This is a genomic window from Bradyrhizobium sp. UNPF46 (assembly GCF_006658625.1).
Classification (GTDB): Bacteria; Pseudomonadota; Alphaproteobacteria; order Rhizobiales; family Xanthobacteraceae; genus Bradyrhizobium; species Bradyrhizobium nitroreducens.
In genome coordinates this window covers 1-20,669 of record NZ_LFJB01000014.1, presented here as the reverse complement: position 1 = coordinate 20,669, position 20,669 = coordinate 1, and the positions used below count along the sequence as shown (strand labels likewise).

Genomic DNA, 20,669 nt, shown 5'->3' with positions numbered 1-20,669 from the left:
ATCAGAACCGAAGCTCTAGATTCTTGTTTTGACGCGTTTTCTTCACGCGAACCGGTGTCCACTTCGCTCGAAAACGCTCTAGCGGCACGCCCGCGGATCAGCCGCCACGTACTGCCCGTCCGGGTAGCGGTAGTAGCAATTGCCCTGCGCCCAATAGTAACCGGGCTGGGATGCGGCTGTGGCGCCCGCGATGGCTCCGGTTGCGCCGCCGAGAACCGCGCCGGCGGCTGCCCCGGTTGCATTGCCCGAGATCAGCCCGCCGAGCACGCCGCCGACAATAGCGCCGCCGAGTGCGCTCACGCCGGGATCGGCCGGCGGCGGAGGCGGAGGTGGCGGCGCATAGGCGACGGGCGGCGGCGGAGCATAGGCCACCGGCACGTCGTCGTAGTACTCCTCAGAAATGTAGGCGGGCGGGCCAGCCATTCGCTGCGGATAATAATACCAGACGCCGCCAACGTCCCACCACCAGCCGGAGCGGCCGTTGTGCACTTCGTGGCGCCAGCGCCCGCCATCCCAGGAGCGATTGCCACGATAGGCGTGTCCGCCCCAGTCGCGCGTCGGAGCGGGACCATGGGCGACATAGCGTCCCGGCGGCGGACCGCCGGCAGGACGCGGACCCGGTCCCGCATGGGGCTGGACACCGGGCTGCGGCGCGGGTCGGGCCGCCTGCTGCGGCGGCGGGCCCTTGCGCACGTTCTGATTGTTCGGAGGCGGCGCCCCGGCGGCGGGGCCGGCAGGAGGCTGACCGGCATCCCTCGGGGGTCTCGCCTCCTGGGCCTCCGCTGACAGCGCGAGCAGCGACATGGCCGAAACCAAGGGAATGATGATCTTCATGCGGTTGGACGCACTCATGCGTGCTTGACCCCCTACTCTTTCGATCGCTCGCGCGATTGCCGTGGTGCCTGCGCGTTAGACGATTCGCCCCGCGCCGGGCTTGATGCCGGCTGACATAGCTGACCTGCTTTGGTCAGCGAAGTCCCGTTACAAATGATTAAGATCGCGGCAATTTTTCGGCCCGAGCGGCCACGCTGGAACGGCTTCTAGCGGGCTGGCTCGATCACGTTGCAGTTGCTCCGCCCGGACATCAGGCAATCCTGCATCTTGCTGGCCGCGGTAAGGTCCCGGGCCAGCCACCAACCGACACCGAGGATGACAATCGCGATGATCAGGCCGGCAACCGCGCCGCGGCGGTTGTCACCGGATGGCGGCCTCGGCCTGGATTTCGGCTTCTCGCCCGGTTGGGGTTGGGACATCGACATGGCTACCTGATCGCGCGGGGCGCCGGCTTATCACCTCTGCGACGTCCCGTCACATCCCGACCGGCCGCTTCGGTCCGATTTCCCAGACTCAGCCTCGGGTCGCCCGGAGCGTGTCCTTGCGCGAGGTTTCGACCGCCGGAATCGCCTGCTGGGCCCGCGGCGCACAGGTTGTGAGCACGAATGCGGTCTGGGTGCACTCCCAGTCGGCCCCCAGGACGGCACTTTCGATGGGCTGGGGACGCGCGAGGAGCAGCATGGCACCGGCCACCGTCACCACGGCGACGGCAATTACGAGCGCCTTGAGGCTCAATCTTGAGATCGTCATGCCCGAGCTCCGTGTCGCGGGGACGCTAGGCGCCGCCCTCGTGGTCCCTTATGAGGGACATCACAATTCGGCAGTTTTTCCGGGCTACGAAGAGATCGTCGGGGGTGGCGATTTTCGTTGACCTGATCGGCTGCGATTATGGGTGGCTTCGCGACGCGCAGCGATGTACACGCTACTGCGTCGCGTGGCGCCTGCTATGCCCAGCCGACGTACCAACAGGCAGTCATGTAGGATCGAAAGCGAGGAAGACAAGGCTCGTCGATGAGTGGATTCAGGGAACCAGGTTTCGCAGACCGGCAAAAAGCGGCGCAAGAGGCGCGCAAGAATCTTTTGAACAAATTCAAGTCGCAGCCGGGTCCTGATGATCCCGCGGTGGCGGCGAAGCGCGCCGAGCGCGAGGCTCTCGCGGCCAAGCGCGCCGAGGCGAAGGCTGCGCGTGAGGCGGAGAAGGCCGAACAGAAGCGCCGCGAGGAAGAGGCCAAGGCCGCCGAGGCCGCACGGATCGCGCGCGAGGCTGAGGAAGCCGAAGCTCAGCGTGCTGCGTTGGAAGCCGAGCAGAAGGCCAAGCGCGACGCGCGTTACGCAGCCCGCAAGGCCAAGCGCAAGTAACTTGACGAGTGACCTTCGCAGGTCACGTTCAATTGAAATTGAACCAAGACATATTTTGGGGCGGTCGGAGCGACCGCCCCAAACATTCGCGCGTGCGTTTGCCTGTTGCCAAACGCCTGGATCGCGAACGGGCGAGGATCAGTTCTTCTTCATCATCCCGTCGTCTTTCTTCATGCCGTCCTTCGACATGTTGTCCTTCTTCATGCCGTCGTCCTTGGACATGGTGTCCTTCTTCATCATGCCGTCCTTGGACATCGTGTCCTTTTTCATCATGCCGTCGTCCTTGCCCATCTTGTCCTGGGCAAAAGCGGCCGGCGACAGCGCAAGGCCAAGCGCGAGAGCGGCAGCCGAAACGCCGAGCACGATGCGGGTGCGAATGGTCATGGATCAACTTCCCTTCGAGATGTGTTTGTCAGCGACGGACGCCGCTATCCAAACTCGACGAATGGACGGACCGCCTTGTTACGCCGCCGCCGACAAATTTTAGCGAGCGCGTTGCGATCCGTCGCCCGAAGGAGCCCAGGACCGGCAGTGGCAATCGGATGTGTGTGCAGCGCAGCACGTCCGGCACTTGCCGCGGCATTCGGTCTCGAACTATCAGATGAGAGAATACCGGGTGAAAGACCGGCTAGGATGGGCCTACGCACTGGTCACACGACCCGCCAATCACGCCAAACAAGAACCGTTCGAAGAACCGTCCAAGGGGATTACATCATGCTCACGCGCCGCCATCTGATTGCGACCGCCGTCGCCGCACCCGCCATCCTCCGCTTGGGCACCGGCACCGCGCAGGCCGCCACCACGTTGAAGATCTCGCATCAATTCCCGGGCGGCACCATCGACAAGGGTGATTTCCGCGACCGGCTCTGCCGCATGTTCGCCGCTGAGATTGCCAAGCGCAGCAATGGCGACATCGCCGCGGAGATCTATCCGAACTCCTCGCTGATCAAGACCAACGCGCAGTTCTCCGCGATGCGCAAGGGCGCGCTCGACATCTCGCTCTATCCGATGCCCTACGCCGGCGGCGAGCTGCCCGAGACCAATATCGGCCTGATGCCCGGCCTCGTGACCACCTACGACCAGGGCCTGCGCTGGAAGAAGGAACCGGTCGGCAAGGCGCTGACCGACTTCCTCGCCGACAAGGGCATAATCCTGCTCACCTGGGTGTGGCAGGCCGGCGGCGTCGCCAGCCGCTCCAAGCCGATCGTGGCGCCGGAAGACGCCAAGGGCCTGAAGGTGCGCGGCGGCTCCCGCGAGATGGACATGGTGCTGCAGACCGCCGGCGCCTCGGTGCTGTCGGTGCCGTCGAACGAAATCTACGCGGCGATGCAGACCGGGGCCTGCGATGCCGGCATCACCTCCTCGACAAGCCTGATTTCGTTCCGTCTCGAAGAGGTCGCGAAGTCGCTGACGTCAGGCGCAGGCGCCTCCTACTGGTTCATGCTCGAGCCGCTGATGATGTCGAAGGCGATTTTCGACAAGCTGCCGAAGAACCATCAGGACATCCTGCTTGCAGTCGGCACCGAGCTCGAGGCCTTCGGCCGCAAGGGTGCGCAGGACGACGACGTCGAGGTCGCCAAGGTCTACGAGAAGGCCGGCGCCAAGGTCTCGGCGCTCGATGCCGCCACCGTCGGCAAATGGCGCGACATCGCGCGCGACACCGCGTGGAAGGATTACAGCGCCAAGACCGCGACCGCCGCAAACCTGCTCAAGCTCGCCACCGACGTCGCGGCATGAGCCACGGTCCGCTTCCGGATCGTGACGACCACGCAACCGCTGCCGCGGGCATTGGCCCTGCGGCAGCGATCGATCGCGGTCTTGCCGTCCTCAACAGCATCATCGTCGTGTTCGCCGCAATCGCGCTGGTCGCGGCCTGCTCCATCCTGAGCTACAGCGTGCTCAGCCGTGCGCTGTTCAAGGCCGCCAATTACTGGCAGGACGAGGCCGCCGTTTTCCTTCTGGTCGGCGCCACCTTCATGACGGCCGCCTATGTGCAGCAGAACCGCGGCCATATCGGCATCGAGGCCTTCGTCGGCCTGCTCTCGCCGCTCGCCAACAAGATCCGGCTCTGGCTGGTCGACGCTGCCACCTTCCTGTTCTGCGCCTTCTTCACCTGGAAGTCCTGGACACTGGCGCATGAAGCCTATGTCGACGGCCAGGTCTCGAACTCGATGTGGTCGCCGCCGCTCGCCATCCCCTATTCGCTGATGGCGCTCGGGATGAGCCTGCTCTGCATCCAGATCCTCGTGCAGCTTGCGCTGCCCCTCACCGGAGCCAAGCGTTCATGAGCGTGTTCGGTATCGGCGTTGCCTACGGTGTTGCGACGCTGCTCGTGATGTTTTCGGGCATGCCGATCGCGTTCGCGCTCGGCGCGGTCGCGGTCGTGTTCATGGGCATCTACATGCCCACCGCGTCCCTCGATACGGTGACGCAGAACGTCTACGAGGAGATGGCCTCGATCACGCTGTTGTCGATCCCGCTCTTCATCCTGAAGGGCGCGGCGATCGGCAAGTCGCGCGCCGGCCAGGATCTCTATTCGGCCCTGCATGCCTGGCTGCATCGCGTGCCCGGCGGCCTCGGCGTTGCCAACGTGTTCGCCTGCGCGCTGTTTGCGGCCATGGCGGGCTCCTCGCCCGCAACCTGCTCGGCGATCGGCTCGGCCGGCATCCCCGAGATGCGCAAGCGCGGCTATTCCGGCGGCTTCGCCGCCGGGATCATCGCCGCCGGCGGCACGCTCGGCATCCTGCTGCCGCCGTCCATCACCATGATCCTGTTCGCGGTCGCAGCCGAAAAGTCGCTCGGCCGGCTGTTCCTCGCCGGCATCGGGCCGGGTCTCCTGCTCGTCTCGTTGTTCGGCTTCTACGCCGTCTTCCGCTTCCGCCGGGAATATGCGGCAGCTGAAGCGATCTACAAGAAAGGCGGCCCTGAGGCCGCGATCCTCGCTCGCGACGAGTACACGCTGGCCGAACGCTTCAGCGTGCTGCCCCGCGTGATCCCCTTCGTGCTGCTGCTGACCGGCGTCATGATCGCGCTCTACGGCGGCTACGCCACGCCGTCGGAGACCGCTGGCCTCGGCGGCCTCCTCGCGCTGGCGCTGATCGCGGCGATCTACAGCGTGTGGCGGCCGAGCGACCTTGCGCCCATCATGAAATCGACGATCCGGGAATCGACCATGCTGATGATGATCATCGGCATGTCGCTGCTCTACTCCTACGTGATGAGCTATCTGCACATCTCGCAGTCGGTCGCCGAATCCATCGTCGCCATGCACCTGCCGCGCTGGGAACTGCTGTTCGCGATTCTGGTCATGGTCGTCGTGCTCGGCTTCTTCCTGCCGCCGGTCTCGATCATCCTGATGACGGCGCCGATCATCCTGCCACCGCTCCGCGCCGCCAATTTCGACATCATCTGGTTCGGCGTGGTGATGACCATCGTGATGGAGATGGGGCTGATCCACCCGCCGGTCGGCCTCAACATCTTCGTCATCCGCAACGTCGCCCCCGACGTTCCCTTGCGCGAGGTGATCTGGGGCACCCTGCCCTTCGTGCTGCTGATGATGTTCGCGGTGCTGCTGCTGTGCCTGGTGCCTGGGATCTCGACCGGGCTGCCGGATCTGGTGATGGGGCCGGACGGGAGCAGGTAGCGGCAATCTGGGTCTGGGACACGTTTGGTCCCACATCGCCCACTTATTGAGCGCCGCGGTCCCGGAACAGCCCGGCGAGAGCCGTCCCGCCCGTCATTGCTAACCAACGACGAAGCAATCCAGGTTCTTCGGTTACAACCAAAGATACAATCCATAATTGTATCGCGTTGACATCACCTCACTTGCTATTTATGGTTGCATACACACGCAAAACGTGTAGGCGACATGCCCTGTTTTTGAGCCCCTGAGGAATACTCATGTCATTCGTCCAGACTTTTCAGATCGTCAACAACAGCACTTACACGCTGTATCTCGACCGGATCGGCAGCACAAACCTCGGTGACGGAGAGTGGCCCGCGACCGTCGCGGGCAACTCCAAATCCCCGACCTTCAAGCAGACCGGCTCCTCCGACATCAACCCGACGGCGGTCTATAATTTCCAGGGCACGCACATCCCGATCAACGCCTATCTGCATTTCTATTGCGTCGGCGTAGATCCCGCCCTCCACGTCAACATGACGATGCAGTTCAGCCCGCCGCCCGTTTCGATCGGCAGTAGTATCTCCGAAGACAATACGGACAACGGCCACAGCTACACGACCGACACCGCGACCACCGACCACGTACCGATCCTCAGGATCAGCACCACGGGCAACGGCTCTTCGCGCGGCAATGCGATCTTCACGATCGGCCCCTGACGGCCGGCGCGCTGAAGCCAGCTCCAGTGCAGATCTCGCAGAGTGGGCAAAGCGAGAGCGTGCCCACCGTCTGCCGATGAGTGCGGAAACATGGTGGGCACGGCGCCTACGCGCCTTTGCCCACCCTGTACCCCTTTTGGTGGTTCGTCGCCGGGCTAACGGTATAGACTGGCATCACAGGCCGTCCGCCGGGAGCAGCCCTGCCGACCTACGAGAGCAGTGACTACGGCTCGCTCTTCCGCCGTCCCTTCGGCGGGGCCACGCTGCCGGCCACCACCTGCAACAGGTCCTTGCGCACGGCCTCGATGTGCCGTTCCAGAAACCGGCAGGCTTCCTCGACCTTCTCCGCGCGGCAGAGCGCGATCAGATGGGCGTGCTCCTTCTCCGCAATTCCCATCGCCTTGGTGTTGGAGAGCTGCAGGCGTGTGTAGCGGTCGCTGGTCTGGAGCAGTGACAGCACGATCGCCCGGGTGCGCGGCTGCGGCGCGTGGACGTAGAGTGCCATGTGGAAGTCGGCGTTGAGCTGGCCCCAGTCGCTGACATTGCGTGCCTTGATCGCCTTCTCGAAGCTCTTGTGGATGCTATCGAGCCCGTCGAAATCCTCCGCGGTGAAGCGCGGCGCCGACTGCGCCAGCAAGCGCGGCTCCAGGATGCGCCGCAGGTCGAACACGTCGTTGATCTCGTCCAGCGACAGCTCGGAGACGATGGCGCCCTTCTGCGGGACGATGCGTACCAGGCCTTCGGCCTCGAGCTGGAACAGGGCCTCGCGCACCGGGATGCGGCTGACGCCATAGGTGTCGCCAAGCGCATCCTGGCGCAGCTGCGATCCGGCCGGATAGGTGCCGTCGAGGATCGCCTGGCGGAGCTGGTCGACGATCGCGGCCGACAGGGTGCGATGCTTCAGAGGCTGTTTCATCTGACCTTCTGTTGTCCTTCCCGACTCGTCGGTGCGAAGCGGTCCCTGTCTTGCATGTTGAGCTGCCCGGCAAAAGCCGTGCTCCGCAAAGCCGGTGCCCAGCAAAGGCGCGCCCTGCCGCCGATTTGACCGCAATCTCCGTTTGACTCCCAAAATGTATAAATTATACATTTGACAATCGCACGACAAATCTTTCGGGGGTTGGGGCCTTCATGATCGAGCAGACGATGCCGGCCACACGCGCGCTCAGCCTCCGGCGGACGATCGTCCGGACGTCGAGCGCCCTGCTCGCTCTCGAGCGCCTCGCGCTGATGGGCCTGATGTATCTGCTCACCGGGCTGATCCTGGTGAACGTCGTCACTCGCTACTCGCATTTCCCGATCTACTGGATCGACGAATCCGCTGTTTATTGCGTGGTCTGGCTGACCTTCATCGGGGCGTCCGCGATGACGCGACTGCGGCTCGACTTCGCGGTCACGATGCTGACGGAACGCCTTTCGCCGCAGCGCCAGAAGCTCGCAAAAGTGATCTCGACCGGCCTCGTCGTCGTGTTCGGCGTTGCCCTGATCGTCACCTGTGCGCTCTGGATGGATCCGATCGGCCTCGCACGCGCCGGCTTCGACGGGCGCAAACTCGCGGCCGAGACGTTCAACTTCCTCTACACCGAGCGTACCCAGACGCTGAACTGGCCGACCTGGGTGATGTATCTGACGCTGCCGATCTTCGCGGTGTCGATGACCATTCACGGCCTCGCCAATCTCCTGGAAGATCTCGACCTGGTGCCGCGCACGAAGCTGACCGGCTTTCAGCTCTCCGAGCTCGATGGGGTCAACTGATGATCACGTCCGCAGCCTTCATGGCCTTCATGCTGGTCGGCGTGCCGATCGGCCTCTGCCTCTGCCTCGCCGGCCTCGTCTATATCGCGGCCTCCGGCAATCCGGTGCTGTTCCAGTCCTATCCGCTCCAGCTGTTCGGCGGCGTCGACAGCTACGGCTTGATCGCCATCCCGCTGTTCATCCTGATCGGCGAGATCATGAACGGCGGCGGTATCACGCGGCGTATCGTCGACATGGCGATGGCGTTCGTCGGCTCGCTCAAGGGCGGGCTCGCCTACGTCAACATCCTCGCCAACATGTTCATCTCCTCGATCCTTGGATCGGCGACCGCGCAGGTCGCGATCATGGCCCAGATCATGGTGCCGGAGATGGAGAAGAAGGGCTACGACAAGACCTTCGCCGCCGGCCTCACCGCCTATGGCGGCATGCTCGGCCCGATCATCCCGCCTTCGGTGATGTTCGTGGTCTACAGCGTGCTGGCGCAGGTCTCGGTCAGCGACATGCTGATCGCCGGCATCGTGCCGGGCGTCATCCTGACCGTGATGTTCTGCCTCGTCATCGCGCTGATGGGCTACATCTACAACTATCCCCGTGCCGACTATCAGACGCCGCGCCAGCGTGTCATGACGATCCTGCGGACGTCGCCGACGCTGCTGATCCCGATCGTCATTGTCGGCACCATCCTCGGCGGCCTTGCCAACGCGACGGAGTCCGCCGCAGTCGGCGCCGTCGCCGCGGCCCTGGTCGGAAAATTCTGGACCAAGGAGTTCGAATTCTCGCAGCTCCCGCAGATGATGCTGCGCAGCGCGATCTATTCGGCGATCGTGCTGTTCCTGGTCGCGGCTGCCGCCGTGTTCTCCTGGGTCCTGATCTTCGGCAAGGTGCCGCAGGAGACCGCCGCCTGGATCCAGACCGCCGCCAAGGATCCCGTCAGCTTCATGCTGATCTGCAACGTCATCCTGCTGGTGATCGGCACGGTCATCGACGGCATTCCCGGCCTGATCATGACGGTGCCGATCCTGCTGCCTGTTGCCACCGAGGTCTATCACATCGATCCCCGCCAGTTCGGCGTCGTCGTGGTGATCAACCTCGTGCTCGGCCTGTTGTCGCCGCCGGTCGGGCTCTGCTTCTTCGTCGCGGCCGCCGTCACCGGCGCCAAGCCGGGCAAGATGTTCATGGTGACGCTGCCGTTCTTCGTCATCTCCTGCGTCCTGCTGGTGCTGCTCTCGCTCTACCCCTCGCTCTCGCTGATCCTCGTCAAATAGGCCCATCCGAAAGGAGCCCGACCATGCCGCTTTCACGTCGCCGCTTTCTCGCCGCCAGTGCCGCCGCATCCGTGTTCGCACCGTCCCTGGCGCTGGCCCAGGCCAAGGAGTTCCGCCTCGGCCTGATCACGCCGAACGGTCATTCCTGGAACAAGGCCGCGCTCAAATTCGGCGACGATCTCAAGGCCGCCTCCAACGGTCGCCTGACATTGACCGTGTTCCACTCCGGCCAGCTCGGCAACGAGACAGCGATGATGCAGCAATTGCAGTCCGGCGCGCTCGATATGGGGTTCATCCAGGCCGCCGAGCTCGGCTCGCGCGTGCCGCATATCGCGGCGATCAACGCGCCCTACATCGTCCGCTCGACGCCGGCGGTGGCGAAGTTCGTGCGGCATCCGGCTGCCGTGAAGCTGTTCGACGTGTTGCCGCAGGAGACCGGCACGATCGGCCTCGGTTGGGGCATCACCGGCATGCGCGCGGTGTTCTCGTCCAAGGACCTGAATTCGCTCGCCGACATCAAGGGCATGAAGCTGCGCATCAACCCGACGCCGGTCTACCGCGATTTCTATTCCTCGCTGGGTGCTGCCCCGACGCCCATTCCGACACCGCAGGTGTTCGACGCCATGGCCAACGGCCAGGTCGACGGCCTCGAGGCGGATCTGGAATTCTCCTGGAACCAGCGCTTCGACAAGGTGTCGAAGGTGATCCTGCAGATGAACGCTGTCTTCATGCCGATGGCAGCCGTCGTCTCCGGCCGGGTCTGGCAGTCGTTGCCGCCCGCCGACCGCGAGCTGATCGCCAAGCTGGTGAAGTCGACACTGGACGCGCAGATCGACGAGCTCGCCGGCAACGAGCCCGCGCTGATCGAGAACTTCAAGAACGCGCCGATCCCGATCCGTCAGGTTCCGGCCGGCGACACCGAGGCCGTCATCGCCGAGTTCGACAAGATCTGGCTGCCCAAGGCTCCCGTTCTCGCCGAGCTGCGCAAGGTCGGCGCGACCCTCTGATCCTTCCGCCAACCTCCTCACACCTGCCGGCGGCCCCAGCCCCCCGCCGGCCTTTTTCATCTGGAGAAAAAACATGCCCCGCCGCGTTTCCTGGGAAGGCGTCTTCCCGGCCGTCACCACCCAATTCCACGACGACCTCTCGCTCGACATCGATGCAACCGCCAAGGTGATGGACGGGCTGATCCGCGACGGCGTCTCCGGCCTGATCGTCTGCGGCTCGGTCGGTGAGAACACCTCGCTGGAGCGCAAGGAGAAGGTCGCAATCATGGAGACGGCGAAGTCGGTTGCGGCCGGCCGTGTGCCCGTGCTGTGCGGCATCGCCGAATTCACCACGGCGTTTGCGGTCGAAACCGCCAAGGAAGCCGCGCGCGTCGGCATCGACGGCGTGATGGTGATGCCCGCCCTGGTCTATTCCTCCAAGCCGCACGAGACCGCCGCGCATTTCCGCGCCGTTGCCTCTGCGACCGATTTGCCGGTGATGCTCTACAACAATCCGCCGATCTACAAGAACGACGTCACGCCCGACATCCTCGCCTCGCTCGCCGACGTCGAAACCGTCGTCTGCTTCAAGGACTCCTCGGGCGATACGCGCCGTTTCATCGACACCCGCAACATGGTCGGCGACCGTTTCGTGCTGTTCGCGGGCCTCGACGACGTCATCGTCGAGAGCGTCGCCATGGGCGCGGTGGGCTGGGTCTCCGGCATGTCGAACGCCTTCCCGCGTGAGGGCGAGACGCTGTTCCGCCTCGCCAGGGCCGGACGCTTCGCCGAGGCGATGCCGCTCTACGAGTGGTTCATGCCGCTCTTGCATCTCGACGCGCGCCCCGACCTCGTCCAGTGCATCAAGCTGTGCGAGCACATCATGGGCCGCGGCACCGCGTTGACCCGCCCGCCGCGCCTCGCGCTCCTGCCACAGGAGAAGGCCGAGGTCGAGGCCATGATGGCGAAGGCCCTCAAGAACCGGCCGCGCCTGCCGGATGTCGGCCTGAAGGCGGCCTGAGCGAAGATCTCGTCGGGTGGGTTAGACCAGCGGCTGCGCAAAGCGCAGTCGCTAGGCGTAACCCACCCTCGGAAGCTTACGAAGCCGCCCGCTTCTTCTTCGCATTCAACGCCGACGCCACGCGGCTGACCGGCGGCTTGCCGAGCACGGCGCTCATCGCGTTGGTGGCCGCGAGCAGCTTCTCCATATCCACGCCCGTCTTCACGCCCATGCCCTCGAGCATGTAGACGACGTCCTCCGTCGCGACATTGCCGGTCGCGCCCGGCGCGTAGGGACAGCCGCCAAGCCCGCCGGCGGCGGCATCGATGACGCGAACGCCCTCCTCCATCCCCGCATAGAGATTGGCAAGCGCCTGGCCGTAGGTGTCGTGAAAATGCATCGCGAGTTTTGCGGGCGGGATGTTCGCTGCGACCGCGCGCAACATTTCTTTCGCCTTGCTTGGCGTACCGACGCCGATGGTATCGCCGAGCGAGATCTCGTAGCAGCCGAGATCCCACAGCGTGCGCGCGAGATCGGCAACCGCCTTCGGCTTGATCTCGCCGTCGAACGGGCAACCCAGCACGCAGGAGATGTAGCCGCGCACCTTGACGCCATCAGCCTTGGCCCGCGCCAGCACCGGCTTGAACCGCTCGATGGATTCCGCAACCGTGCAGTTGATGTTGGCCCGCGAAAAGCCTTCCGAGGCCGCAGCGAAAACGGAGACCACCTTGGCGCCGGCAGCCCGGGCCGCGTCATAGCCCTTCTCGTTCGGCACCAGCACGTGGAACTCGGCGCCCTTGACGTGAGCGACGCCGCGCAGCACGGCATCCGAGCTCGCCATCTGAGGGATCGCCTTGGGCGAGACGAACGCACCGACCTCGACCGTATCGAGGCCGGCCCCGACCAGCGCCTCGATGAAGGCAATGCGGGCCTCGACGCTGACGGGCGTCTTCTCGTTCTGGAGGCCATCGCGCGGCCCCATTTCGATGATGCGGACCTCGGCGCTCATGTCACTCCCCCAAAGGTTCGACCACGGCGAGTTCGACGCCTTCCTGCACGATGTCGCCGACCTTGCATTTGATCGACTTCAGCACGCCGGCATAGGGCGCCCGCAGCGTCTGCTCCATCTTCATGACTTCGAGCGTGAGGATCGGCGCGCCTTTTTCGAGCTTGGCACCCTCCTCGGCCAGCACGGCGACGACCGTGCCCGGCAAGGGCGCGGCGATCTTGTCCGCGCCGGTCTGCTCCTCGGTCTCGCCGCCGAACGGATCCACCCAATGCAGGTCGAAGCGGCCATTGCGCGTGCGCAAATACAACTCATGGCCGTCGATCACGGCCGCAACCGACGATTTGACGCCGTCGAGCGTCAGATCGAAGCCGCCGGGCTTCGCCGCGATCGTGAACGCAAGCTCGCGCTCGCCGATCACCAGCGTCGACGGTCCGCTGCCATAGTTCAGGGTGACCTTCTGCTCCGGCCCATGGCCGACGCGAAAGGCGAAGCTGCGCCGGCGGCGGCCGACAGGCTGCCAGCCGAAAGTCTGCCAGGGCGAACCCGCCTCACCTCGCCGTTCCTCGTTGATCACAGCGGCGACGGCGGCGCAGAGCTCCAGCTCGCCGGGCGCCGGCGCGGCCGACGTCAGCACCGCCAGCTCGCGCTCGATGAAGCCGGTGTCGATCGCGTTGCTCCGCACCTTCGGGTGCGTCATCAGCGCCGACAGAAACGGGATGTTGGTGACGATGCCGCGGACGTCGGACTCCTCCAGCCCGCGGTTCAGCCGCTCGATCGCGACATCCCGCGTCGGCGCCCATGCGATCATCTTGGCGAGCATGGCGTCGTAATAGGGCGAGACGCTGTCGCCCTCGCGATAGCCCGCATCGATGCGCAGGCCGCCGGTTTCCGCCGGCAGGCGCCAGGTCGAGATCCTGCCGACCGACGGCATGAAGTTCTTGGTCGGATTCTCGGCGTAGACGCGCGCCTCGACGGCGTGGCCGTTGAGCTTGATCTCATCCTGCTTCATCGGCAGGGCCTCGCCGAAGGCGACGCGCAGCTGCCATTCGACAAGGTCGATCCCAGTGATCAATTCGGTCACGGGATGCTCGACCTGCAGGCGCGTGTTCATCTCGATGAAGAACACATCCTTGCCGTCGGACACGAACTCGATGGTGCCAGCGCCAACATAGTTCACCGCCCCGGCCGCCTTGCGCGCGGCGGCGCAGACGGTCTCGCGCTGGGCAGCATTGAGCGTCGGCGACGGCGCCTCCTCGATCACCTTCTGGTGCCGGCGCTGCAGCGTGCATTCGCGCTCGAACAGCGACAAGAGATTGCCGTGGCTGTCGCCGATGATCTGCACCTCGATATGGCGGGGATTGTCGACATATTTTTCAATCAGCATACGGTCGTCGCCGAACGCCGCCTTGGCCTCGCGCTTGGCGCTGACGATGGCGGGCGCAAGCTCGTCGGCTGAGCGCACGATGCGCATGCCGCGGCCGCCGCCGCCGGCCGACGCCTTCACCAGGATCGGGAAGCCGACCTTGTCGGCCGCCTTCGCCAGCGTCGCATCGTCCTGCGCGTCGCCGTGATAGCCGGGCACCAGCGGCACCCCTGCCTTCTCCATCAGCGCCTTCGAGCCGGATTTCGAACCCATTGCGTTCATCATGTCGGCAGTCGGGCCGACGAAGACGAGGCCGGCGTCGTAACAGGCCTGCGCGAACTCGGCATTCTCCGACAGGAAGCCGTAGCCGGGATGGACGGCCTCGGCGCCGGTCTTCTTCGCAGCTTCGATCAGCCGCTCGACATTGAGATAGCTGTCGCGGGCACGAGCCGGCCCGAGCAGCACGGCCTCGTCCGCGAGCGCGACATGCATGGCGTCGCGGTCGGCCTCGGAATAGACCGCAACCGTGCGCAGGCCCATGGCACGCGCGGTGCGGATGACGCGGCAGGCGATCTCGCCGCGGTTGGCGATCAGGAGCGTGCGAAAACGGCGGTAGAGCTTTGAGCGGTCCATCGCATCACATCCTGAACAGGCCGAATTTCGTCGGTTCGATCGGCGCATTCGACGCCGCCGAGAGGCCGAGGCCAAGCACGAGACGCGTGTCGGCCGGGTCGATCACGCCGTCGTCCCACAGGCGCGCGGTCGCGTAATAAGGATGCCCCTGGCTTTCATATTGCGCGCGGATGGGCTCGCGGAATTTGTCTTCCTCTTCCTTCGACCAGCTGTCGCCCTTGGCCTCGATGTTGTCGCGGCGGACCTGGCTCAGCACCATCGAGGCCTGCTCGCCGCCCATCACCGAGATGCGCGCATTCGGCCACATCCACAGGAAGCGCGGCGAGTAGGCGCGGCCGCACATGCCGTAATTGCCGGCCCCATAGGAGCCGCCGATCACGACGGTGAATTTGGGCACCGAGGCGGTCGCAACGGCCGTCACCAGCTTGGCGCCGTCGCGCGCGATGCCGCCGGCCTCGTATTTCTTGCCCACCATGAAGCCGGTGATGTTTTGCAGGAAGACAAGGGGAATACCGCGCTGGCAGCACAGCTCGATGAAATGCGCGCCCTTCAGCGAGCTCTCACTGAACAGAATGCCGTTGTTGGCGATGATGCCGACCGGATAGCCCCAGATGTGGGCGAAGCCGCACACCAGCGTCGTGCCATAGAGCTTCTTGAACTCGTCGAACTCGGAGCCGTCGACGACGCGAGCGATGATGTCGCGCACGTCGAAAGGCTTGCGACCGTCGACCGGCACCACGCCGTAGATCTCCTCCGCCGCGAACAGCGGATCGCGCGGTGGGTGCATGTTGAGGTTCGGCGCGACCTTCGGCTTCAGCGTGCCGACGATGCGCCGGGCAATGCCGATCGCATGGGCATCGTTTTGCGCATAATGGTCCGTGACGCCCGACTGACGCGAATGCACGTCGGCGCCGCCGAGTTCCTCGGCGCTCACGACCTCGCCGGTCGCGGCCTTCACCAGCGGCGGGCCGCCGAGGAAGATGGTGCCCTGGTTACGCACGATGATGCTCTCGTCCGACATCGCCGGGACATAGGCGCCGCCGGCGGTGCAGGAGCCCATCACGATCGCGATCTGCGGGATGCCAGCTGAGGACATCTGCGCCTGGTTGTAGAAGATGCGGCCGAAGTGCCGCTCGTCCGGAAAGATCTCGTCCTGCAGCGGCAGGAAGGCGCCGCCGGAATCGACCATGTAGACGCAAGGAAGATTGTTCTGCCGCGCGATGTCCTGCGCGCGAAGATGCTTCTTCACGGTCATGGGATAGTAAGTGCCGCCCTTGATCGTGGCATCGTTGGCGACGATGACGCATTCGCGGCCCGCGATGCGTCCCACGCCGGTGACGACGCTGGCCGAATGCACGTCGCCGCCATAGAGGCCGTAGGCCGCCAGCGGCGACAGCTCCAGGAACGAGGTGCCGGGATCGACCAGGAGGTCGACGCGCTCGCGCGCCAGCATCTTGCCGCGCGAGGTGTGGCGGTTGCGCGAGGCTTCGCCGCCGCCGCCTGCGACCTGGCTGAGCTTTTCGCGCAGATCGGCGACGAGGCCGCGCATGGCCTCGGAATTGCGCGCGAAATCTGATGAAGACGGATCGATGCTGGAATGAAGCGGCATGATGATTCCAATGAGGTGAAGGTTTTACGCCGTCTCGGCCATCAGTTCGCGGCCGATCAGCATACGGCGGACCTCGGAGGTGCCGGCGCCGATCTCGTACAGCTTGGCATCGCGCCAGAGCCGACCGACCGGGAATTCGGATGTGTAGCCGACACCGCCGAGCGCCTGGATCGCCTCGCCGGCCATCCACGTCGCCTTCTCCGCGGAATAGAGGATCGCCGCCGCGGCATCCTTGCGCAGGGTGCGCGCGTGATCGGCGCGGTCGCAGGCGCGCCCGACGGCATAGACATAGGCGCGCGTGGCCTGCCAGGTCGCATACATGTCGGCGAGCTTGCCCTGCATCAGCTGGAAATCGCCGATCGGCTGGCCGAACTGCTTGCGCTCGTGCATGTAGGGCACGACTGCGTCCATGCACGCCGCCATGATCCCGAGCGGGCCGCCCGAGAGCACCGCGCGCTCATAGTCGAGGCCGGACATCAGCACCTTGACGCCCTCGCCCACCTTGCCCATCACGTTCTCCTCCGGCACCTCGCACTCGTCGAAGAACAAGGGATAGGTGTTGGAGCCGCGCATGCCGAGCTTGTCGAGATGCTGGCCGTGGGTGAAGCCCTTGAAACCCTTCTCGACCAGGAAGGCGGTCATGCCGCGCGGGCCGGCTTCGGGGTCGGTCTTGGCGTAGACCACCAGCACGTCGGCGTCGCCGCCATTGGTGATCCACATCTTCGAGCCGTTGAGCACGTAGCGATCGCCGCGCTTGTCGGCGCGCAGCTTCATCGAGACCACGTCGGAGCCGGCGCCCGGCTCCGACATCGCGAGCGCGCCGACATATTCCCCTGAGATCAGCTTCGGCAGATAGCGCTGGCGCTGCGCGTCATTGCCGTTGCGGCGGATCTGGTTGACGCAGAGGTTGGAATGGGCGCCGTAAGACAGGCCCACGGCGGCCGAGCCGCGCGATATCTCCTCCATGGCGACGATATGGGCGAGGTAGCCCATGCTTGAGCCGCCATATTGCTCCGGTGCGGTCATGCCGAGCAGACCGAGGTCGCCGAAGCGCTTCCAGAGGTCCGCCGGAAACAGATTGGCCTTCTCGATCTCGGCGGCGCGGGGGGTGATCTCCGCCTCCACGAAGGCGCGGAGCGTATCGCGCAGCATACCGATGTCTTCGCCCAGATCGAAATCGATGCTCGGGATGTTCAAGGCGATTCCTCCCTATTTTGGGGTCCGAACCTAACGGGCTCGGGGCCCTCTTGCGGTCGAAAAGGTTGCATTTTCCGCCAAACTTGGCGAGGATTTTCCGGAAGGAATTCCCTGGGGTTCGCAATGCCTTTTCAAGTCGCAACCGCGATCCCGCGCCGCGCCGTGACCCCTGCCGCTTTCGTCCGCGGCGTGGTCGCCGCCTATGCGCGCTATGGACTGGACCCGGCTGAAGCCTTGCAGCGGGGCCAAATAGCGCCGGACCTTGTCAATTCTCCGGACGGGCGGGTCACGGCCGCCCAGTTCGAGGCGCTGGCGGGCCACGCCATGCGCGAGCTCGACGACGAGGCGCTCGGCTGGTTCTCGCGGCGCCTGCCCTTCGGCACCTACGGCATGCTGTGCCGCGCCTCGATCACCGCGCCGACGCTGGAGGTCGCACTCAAGCGCTGGTGCCGGCACCACCGCCTGCTCACCGAGGACGTGCGGCTCGATCTCGAGGTCGGCGAGGAGACCGCGACGGTGACCATTCGCGAGCTGCGCGACCTCGGCGCTTTCCGCGAATTCTGCCTGGTCACCCTGCTCCGCTACGTGCTCGGCTTCTCCTGCTGGGCGGTGGATTCCAGGATCGCCCTCCGCGCCGCCGAATTTCCATTCCCCGAGCCCGGCCACGTCTCGGTCTATCCGACCATCTTCTCCCGCACCATCCGCTTCGATGCGGCCGTCGCGGCCATCGTCTTCGACAAGCACTATCTCTCGCTACCGCTCACGCGCAGCGCCATCGATCTCGACAACATGCTCAAGGGCGCGCTCAGGCTGACCGTGCTGCCCTATCGGCGCGACCGGTTGCTGGTCGAGCGGGTCCGCCGCGTGCTGCGCAATGCGCGCGGGCGAAGTCTCGGAGCCGAAGATGTCGCAAGCGAGCTCGCGCTGTCGACGCGCACCATGCACCGGCGCCTGCGCGAGGAGGCCACCTCGCTGCGCGACCTCAAGGAAGAGGCAAAATTCGAACTGGCAAAACAGGAGCTGATGCGCGGCCGCACGCCGATCAAGCGGATCGCCGAGATCACCGGCTTCCGCAACGAGAAGAGTTTTTCCCGCGCCTTCCGCAGCTGGACGGGCGCGAGCCCCCGCGAGTTTCGAGGGCGGTATCGCTAGTGGAGCGAGTGCCATGAAGCGTCGTGGCCCTCAAACATTTACGACCTCCGGGATTCCCCCGAAGGCCGTAAAGGTCGAAACCACCAGACCTAACCCTGATCAATTCGAGTTGGTCTGCGCGCCCGGGCGAAGCTTGGCGCGCTGCTGCGAATGCTTCGGCTGATAGGCGAGAGAATCGCTCGCGCTCTTCCCGCCGCTCTGCGCACACATTCCGCCGATACCGCCGGCAGCGGCGCGGCAGGTTTCCATTGTCGGATAGCCGCAGCCGTGAGCGGCCTGCGCGCCGTTGGTGATGCAATAATCTTCCGCCTTCGCAGTCGGTGCAGTCAGCACCAGAAACGCGGACGCAAACAGCGTCGCGGCAGAAACTGCGAACGTCTTCGAGACCGAGGTCATGTTGTCTTTTCCTGCTTGAGAAGTCCCACATAGAGCCCCGGACGTGCGATGCGCGCCGAGGCCCATACCCCGCATGTAAGCCAATCAATGGAGCCATCAATCACGGCTCAGCGCATTGCAGGAATGTGATAATCACATTTCTCAGTTAGGTAATTTAATCAGCATTATAGTGCCGACGCGGCGTGCCTGCGCAGCGCGGCCGCTGCCGACGCTCGCCTCCAATTCCTTCGGCAATTGATTCAAATGCACGCCGCTTGCGGCGTGACCCGCTAACCCACGGACGCTGCTGCGACGTCTTGCAACGGCAGCGGCACATCCTTGGCGACCCCCAGCACCGGGAAGCTTCGCACGTTCTTCACGTCGGGCATCGCCGCGAAGTGCAGAAGCTGCTGGCGCATGCTCTCCACGCTCGGCGCCACGCATCTCAGGAGATAGTCGGTGTCGCCGGAAATCCGCCAGCATTGCTGGATGCGCGGGATCGCCGATATCGATCTCTCGAACGCCTCCAGCACCGGTTGAGCCTGGCTGCCGAGCTGGATCGAAACGAACGAGACGACCTCATAGCCGAGCCGCCGCTCGTCGATGACCGCCCGCACCGCCCGGATCACGCCGCGGCTGAACAGCGATTTCAGCCGCCGCAGGCAGTTCGGCGCGGACACGCCGACGCGCAGCGCCAGCTCGTTGTTGCGAACCCGTCCGTCCTGCTGCAGCTCGGATAAGATCTTCAGATCGACGCTGTCGAGCTGGTCACGCCCGGCCATCCCCCACCTCGCCATGGTCCTGTCATGCGCGGCAGCGAAGCATGGAGCGGAATGGCTGCCAAGGGCTGTCGGCATCCGCCCGACCGATTGCGGCGAGATCAAAAGCGATTGAAAGGCCTCCGAACGCGGGCCGGCTTGGGGGTGATGGCATCCTTGTCGCCCTCCACGCTCTCGAAACGACGCAAGATCACCCGCCAATTGTTGTGCTCGTCGCCTCGCAAGTTGAGCGGCGGACACTTCAGCACCGCTTCCATGATTTCGGCCGCCGATCGGAGATACTCGACTGTGTCCCTCCTGTCTTCGAGCATCGGCGGACGTGCGTATGAACCACTGATGCTGAATTCGAACCGGACGGTTATGTCGGGACCTTTCTCGCGAACAGGCATGCAATCGTCAAAGTGCTTTTCGATGGCAGCTTTCATCTCATCACTTAATTTCGGGACAGGATGGAAGATGAAGGGTTGTGTCTTGTTCCCGTACGCAAACTTCTCCGCCGGATAATATCGATAGGGTTCGCACGCACGAATCCGGTTCATCGCCCCGCGCACGTCTTCCCGGAACTCGTCGTTGTCGACCGGGGCGACCACTTCCGGCTCGCCGACGATCATGCCTTTATCGTCGGTGACCACCCTGATCGTGATGCTATAGGTTTTGGTCGCGTACCTCAGGCACCGATTGAAGCGCGCGGTGTTCGCAGCGATCTCCTCGGGCGTGGGCGGATTGGGCTGAGATACACCGGCGAGCACGGGAGACGAAGCCAAAAGCAAAATCAGAAAAAAGGGTCTCATATATAGCCGTCCGAGATTTAAGTATCTCGGCGAGAATAACTTCCGGTTGTCCGAGGGTCTAGCATAGCGTCAGGCGGCCTGGGCGACGTGACTGGCCTGGCGGTAAGGATGCCACCTCTCACATAGCCGGCGACACTTGAGCGTTTTCGAGCGAAGTGGACACCGGTTCGCGTGAAGAAAACGCGTCAAAACAAGAATCTAGAGCTTCGGTTCTGATTCAATCA

General features: G+C 64.6%; 22 protein-coding genes. 10 read left to right on the top strand and 12 right to left on the bottom strand.

What is annotated here, in order from left to right; all coding sequences use genetic code 11:
* Positions 1 to 78 precede the first annotated feature (78 nt).
* From UNPF46_RS07625 to UNPF46_RS07615, 3 genes are all read right to left on the bottom strand, one after another.
* Positions 79 to 852 carry a hypothetical protein gene (locus UNPF46_RS07625; protein ID WP_142249575.1) on the bottom strand — a complete coding sequence of 258 codons (774 nt, stop codon included), beginning with the start codon at positions 850 to 852 and terminating at the stop codon, positions 79 to 81.
* A 188-nt stretch (positions 853 to 1,040) separates the two neighbouring features.
* Positions 1,041 to 1,253: a hypothetical protein gene (locus UNPF46_RS07620; RefSeq protein WP_142249574.1), complete on the bottom strand. Its 213-nt coding sequence runs from the start codon at positions 1,251 to 1,253 to the stop codon at positions 1,041 to 1,043.
* A 94-nt stretch (positions 1,254 to 1,347) separates the two neighbouring features.
* Positions 1,348 to 1,584, bottom strand: coding sequence for a hypothetical protein (locus UNPF46_RS07615; RefSeq protein WP_142249573.1), 237 nt, complete (start codon positions 1,582 to 1,584; stop codon positions 1,348 to 1,350).
* 261 nt (positions 1,585 to 1,845) lie between these two features.
* Between UNPF46_RS07615 and UNPF46_RS07610 the strand changes: the two genes are divergently transcribed.
* A complete protein-coding gene (locus UNPF46_RS07610; protein ID WP_024337786.1) occupies positions 1,846 to 2,193 on the top strand; it encodes a DUF6481 family protein in 348 nt (115 codons plus the stop codon).
* Positions 2,194 to 2,331: 138 nt separating this feature from the next.
* Here UNPF46_RS07610 and UNPF46_RS07605 read toward each other — a convergent pair whose 3' ends face one another.
* A complete protein-coding gene (locus tag UNPF46_RS07605; protein WP_142249572.1) occupies positions 2,332 to 2,577 on the bottom strand; it encodes a pentapeptide MXKDX repeat protein in 246 nt (81 codons plus the stop codon).
* 330 nt (positions 2,578 to 2,907) lie between these two features.
* Here UNPF46_RS07605 and UNPF46_RS07600 point away from each other — a divergent pair, with 330 nt between their 5' ends.
* The 4 genes from UNPF46_RS07600 to UNPF46_RS07585 all read left to right on the top strand — a co-directional run bounded on the left by UNPF46_RS07600 (position 2,908) and on the right by UNPF46_RS07585 (position 6,534).
* Positions 2,908 to 3,930, top strand: a complete 1,023-nt coding sequence (locus tag UNPF46_RS07600) for a TRAP transporter substrate-binding protein (protein ID WP_100180127.1) — start codon at positions 2,908 to 2,910, stop codon at positions 3,928 to 3,930.
* Positions 3,927 to 4,481: a TRAP transporter small permease gene (locus UNPF46_RS07595; protein WP_142249571.1), complete on the top strand. Its 555-nt coding sequence runs from the start codon at positions 3,927 to 3,929 to the stop codon at positions 4,479 to 4,481. Before UNPF46_RS07600 ends, UNPF46_RS07595 begins: the two co-directional genes overlap by 4 nt.
* Entirely contained in the window at positions 4,478 to 5,836 is a 1,359-nt protein-coding gene (locus UNPF46_RS07590) for a TRAP transporter large permease (RefSeq protein WP_142249570.1), read from the top strand. Before UNPF46_RS07595 ends, UNPF46_RS07590 begins: the two co-directional genes overlap by 4 nt.
* Before the next feature lie 257 nt (positions 5,837 to 6,093).
* A complete protein-coding gene (locus UNPF46_RS07585; protein WP_100180124.1) occupies positions 6,094 to 6,534 on the top strand; it encodes a hypothetical protein in 441 nt (146 codons plus the stop codon).
* A gap of 223 nt (positions 6,535 to 6,757) precedes the next feature.
* Here the strand turns inward: UNPF46_RS07585 and UNPF46_RS07580 are convergent, their stop codons facing one another.
* Positions 6,758 to 7,450: a GntR family transcriptional regulator gene (locus tag UNPF46_RS07580; protein ID WP_142249569.1), complete on the bottom strand. Its 693-nt coding sequence runs from the start codon at positions 7,448 to 7,450 to the stop codon at positions 6,758 to 6,760.
* A 227-nt stretch (positions 7,451 to 7,677) separates the two neighbouring features.
* On the opposite strand from UNPF46_RS07580, the gene UNPF46_RS07575 reads away from it, so the two are divergent.
* From UNPF46_RS07575 to UNPF46_RS07560, 4 genes are all read left to right on the top strand, one after another.
* Entirely contained in the window at positions 7,678 to 8,286 is a 609-nt protein-coding gene (locus UNPF46_RS07575; protein WP_100181488.1) for a TRAP transporter small permease, read from the top strand.
* Positions 8,286 to 9,551: a TRAP transporter large permease gene (locus UNPF46_RS07570; protein ID WP_142249568.1), complete on the top strand. Its 1,266-nt coding sequence runs from the start codon at positions 8,286 to 8,288 to the stop codon at positions 9,549 to 9,551. The genes UNPF46_RS07575 and UNPF46_RS07570 overlap by 1 nt, the downstream gene beginning before the upstream one ends.
* A gap of 23 nt (positions 9,552 to 9,574) precedes the next feature.
* Positions 9,575 to 10,558: a TRAP transporter substrate-binding protein gene (locus UNPF46_RS07565; RefSeq protein WP_100180121.1), complete on the top strand. Its 984-nt coding sequence runs from the start codon at positions 9,575 to 9,577 to the stop codon at positions 10,556 to 10,558.
* A gap of 73 nt (positions 10,559 to 10,631) precedes the next feature.
* A complete protein-coding gene (locus UNPF46_RS07560; protein ID WP_100180120.1) occupies positions 10,632 to 11,558 on the top strand; it encodes a dihydrodipicolinate synthase family protein in 927 nt (308 codons plus the stop codon).
* Positions 11,559 to 11,634: 76 nt separating this feature from the next.
* Here the strand turns inward: UNPF46_RS07560 and UNPF46_RS07555 are convergent, their stop codons facing one another.
* From UNPF46_RS07555 to UNPF46_RS07540, 4 genes are read right to left on the bottom strand one after another with little or no spacing between them, the layout of a single operon-like run.
* A complete protein-coding gene (locus UNPF46_RS07555) occupies positions 11,635 to 12,546 on the bottom strand; it encodes a hydroxymethylglutaryl-CoA lyase (protein WP_142249567.1) in 912 nt (303 codons plus the stop codon).
* Position 12,547: 1 nt separating this feature from the next.
* Positions 12,548 to 14,542: an acetyl/propionyl/methylcrotonyl-CoA carboxylase subunit alpha gene (locus tag UNPF46_RS07550; RefSeq protein ID WP_181769832.1), complete on the bottom strand. Its 1,995-nt coding sequence runs from the start codon at positions 14,540 to 14,542 to the stop codon at positions 12,548 to 12,550.
* Positions 14,543 to 14,546: 4 nt separating this feature from the next.
* On the bottom strand, positions 14,547 to 16,151 hold the full coding sequence (locus tag UNPF46_RS07545) for a carboxyl transferase domain-containing protein (protein WP_100180117.1): 1,605 nt from the start codon (positions 16,149 to 16,151) through the stop codon (positions 14,547 to 14,549).
* A gap of 24 nt (positions 16,152 to 16,175) precedes the next feature.
* Positions 16,176 to 17,348, bottom strand: coding sequence for an isovaleryl-CoA dehydrogenase (locus tag UNPF46_RS07540; protein WP_174719194.1), 1,173 nt, complete (start codon positions 17,346 to 17,348; stop codon positions 16,176 to 16,178).
* Between the two features lie 123 nt (positions 17,349 to 17,471).
* On the opposite strand from UNPF46_RS07540, the gene UNPF46_RS07535 reads away from it, so the two are divergent.
* Positions 17,472 to 18,500 carry an AraC family transcriptional regulator gene (locus UNPF46_RS07535; RefSeq protein ID WP_142249565.1) on the top strand — a complete coding sequence of 343 codons (1,029 nt, stop codon included), beginning with the start codon at positions 17,472 to 17,474 and terminating at the stop codon, positions 18,498 to 18,500.
* A gap of 99 nt (positions 18,501 to 18,599) precedes the next feature.
* Here UNPF46_RS07535 and UNPF46_RS07530 read toward each other — a convergent pair whose 3' ends face one another.
* The 3 genes from UNPF46_RS07530 to UNPF46_RS07520 all read right to left on the bottom strand — a co-directional run bounded on the left by UNPF46_RS07530 (position 18,600) and on the right by UNPF46_RS07520 (position 20,445).
* The gene (locus UNPF46_RS07530; protein WP_142249564.1) at positions 18,600 to 18,896 is read right to left on the bottom strand and encodes a DUF3551 domain-containing protein; all 297 of its coding nucleotides are present in this window, start codon (positions 18,894 to 18,896) and stop codon (positions 18,600 to 18,602) included.
* Positions 18,897 to 19,165: 269 nt separating this feature from the next.
* On the bottom strand, positions 19,166 to 19,657 hold the full coding sequence (locus UNPF46_RS07525; RefSeq protein ID WP_142249563.1) for an Lrp/AsnC family transcriptional regulator: 492 nt from the start codon (positions 19,655 to 19,657) through the stop codon (positions 19,166 to 19,168).
* Between the two features lie 98 nt (positions 19,658 to 19,755).
* On the bottom strand, positions 19,756 to 20,445 hold the full coding sequence (locus UNPF46_RS07520; RefSeq protein ID WP_100180113.1) for a hypothetical protein: 690 nt from the start codon (positions 20,443 to 20,445) through the stop codon (positions 19,756 to 19,758).
* Positions 20,446 to 20,669: the final 224 nt, after the last annotated feature.

Bases quoted from the DNA above. Each gene is read 5' to 3' on its own strand.
- UNPF46_RS07600 (WP_100180127.1), top strand. From the start codon at position 2,908: ATGCTCACGCGCCGCCATCTGATTGCGACCGCCGTCGCCGCACCCGCC.
- UNPF46_RS07520 (WP_100180113.1), bottom strand. From the start codon at position 20,445: ATGAGACCCTTTTTTCTGATTTTGCTTTTGGCTTCGTCTCCCGTGCTC.
- UNPF46_RS07590 (WP_142249570.1), top strand. From the start codon at position 4,478: ATGAGCGTGTTCGGTATCGGCGTTGCCTACGGTGTTGCGACGCTGCTC.
- UNPF46_RS07595 (WP_142249571.1), top strand. From the start codon at position 3,927: ATGAGCCACGGTCCGCTTCCGGATCGTGACGACCACGCAACCGCTGCC.
- UNPF46_RS07525 (WP_142249563.1), bottom strand. From the start codon at position 19,657: ATGGCCGGGCGTGACCAGCTCGACAGCGTCGATCTGAAGATCTTATCC.
- UNPF46_RS07575 (WP_100181488.1), top strand. From the start codon at position 7,678: ATGCCGGCCACACGCGCGCTCAGCCTCCGGCGGACGATCGTCCGGACG.
- UNPF46_RS07565 (WP_100180121.1), top strand. From the start codon at position 9,575: ATGCCGCTTTCACGTCGCCGCTTTCTCGCCGCCAGTGCCGCCGCATCC.
- UNPF46_RS07535 (WP_142249565.1), top strand. From the start codon at position 17,472: ATGCCTTTTCAAGTCGCAACCGCGATCCCGCGCCGCGCCGTGACCCCT.
- UNPF46_RS07620 (WP_142249574.1), bottom strand. From the start codon at position 1,253: ATGTCCCAACCCCAACCGGGCGAGAAGCCGAAATCCAGGCCGAGGCCG.
- UNPF46_RS07545 (WP_100180117.1), bottom strand. From the start codon at position 16,151: ATGCCGCTTCATTCCAGCATCGATCCGTCTTCATCAGATTTCGCGCGC.
- UNPF46_RS07530 (WP_142249564.1), bottom strand. From the start codon at position 18,896: ATGACCTCGGTCTCGAAGACGTTCGCAGTTTCTGCCGCGACGCTGTTT.
- UNPF46_RS07615 (WP_142249573.1), bottom strand. From the start codon at position 1,584: ATGACGATCTCAAGATTGAGCCTCAAGGCGCTCGTAATTGCCGTCGCC.
- UNPF46_RS07560 (WP_100180120.1), top strand. From the start codon at position 10,632: ATGCCCCGCCGCGTTTCCTGGGAAGGCGTCTTCCCGGCCGTCACCACC.
- UNPF46_RS07580 (WP_142249569.1), bottom strand. From the start codon at position 7,450: ATGAAACAGCCTCTGAAGCATCGCACCCTGTCGGCCGCGATCGTCGAC.
- UNPF46_RS07585 (WP_100180124.1), top strand. From the start codon at position 6,094: ATGTCATTCGTCCAGACTTTTCAGATCGTCAACAACAGCACTTACACG.
- UNPF46_RS07605 (WP_142249572.1), bottom strand. From the start codon at position 2,577: ATGACCATTCGCACCCGCATCGTGCTCGGCGTTTCGGCTGCCGCTCTC.
- UNPF46_RS07570 (WP_142249568.1), top strand. From the start codon at position 8,286: ATGATCACGTCCGCAGCCTTCATGGCCTTCATGCTGGTCGGCGTGCCG.
- UNPF46_RS07625 (WP_142249575.1), bottom strand. From the start codon at position 852: ATGAGTGCGTCCAACCGCATGAAGATCATCATTCCCTTGGTTTCGGCC.
- UNPF46_RS07610 (WP_024337786.1), top strand. From the start codon at position 1,846: ATGAGTGGATTCAGGGAACCAGGTTTCGCAGACCGGCAAAAAGCGGCG.
- UNPF46_RS07555 (WP_142249567.1), bottom strand. From the start codon at position 12,546: ATGAGCGCCGAGGTCCGCATCATCGAAATGGGGCCGCGCGATGGCCTC.
- UNPF46_RS07550 (WP_181769832.1), bottom strand. From the start codon at position 14,542: ATGGACCGCTCAAAGCTCTACCGCCGTTTTCGCACGCTCCTGATCGCC.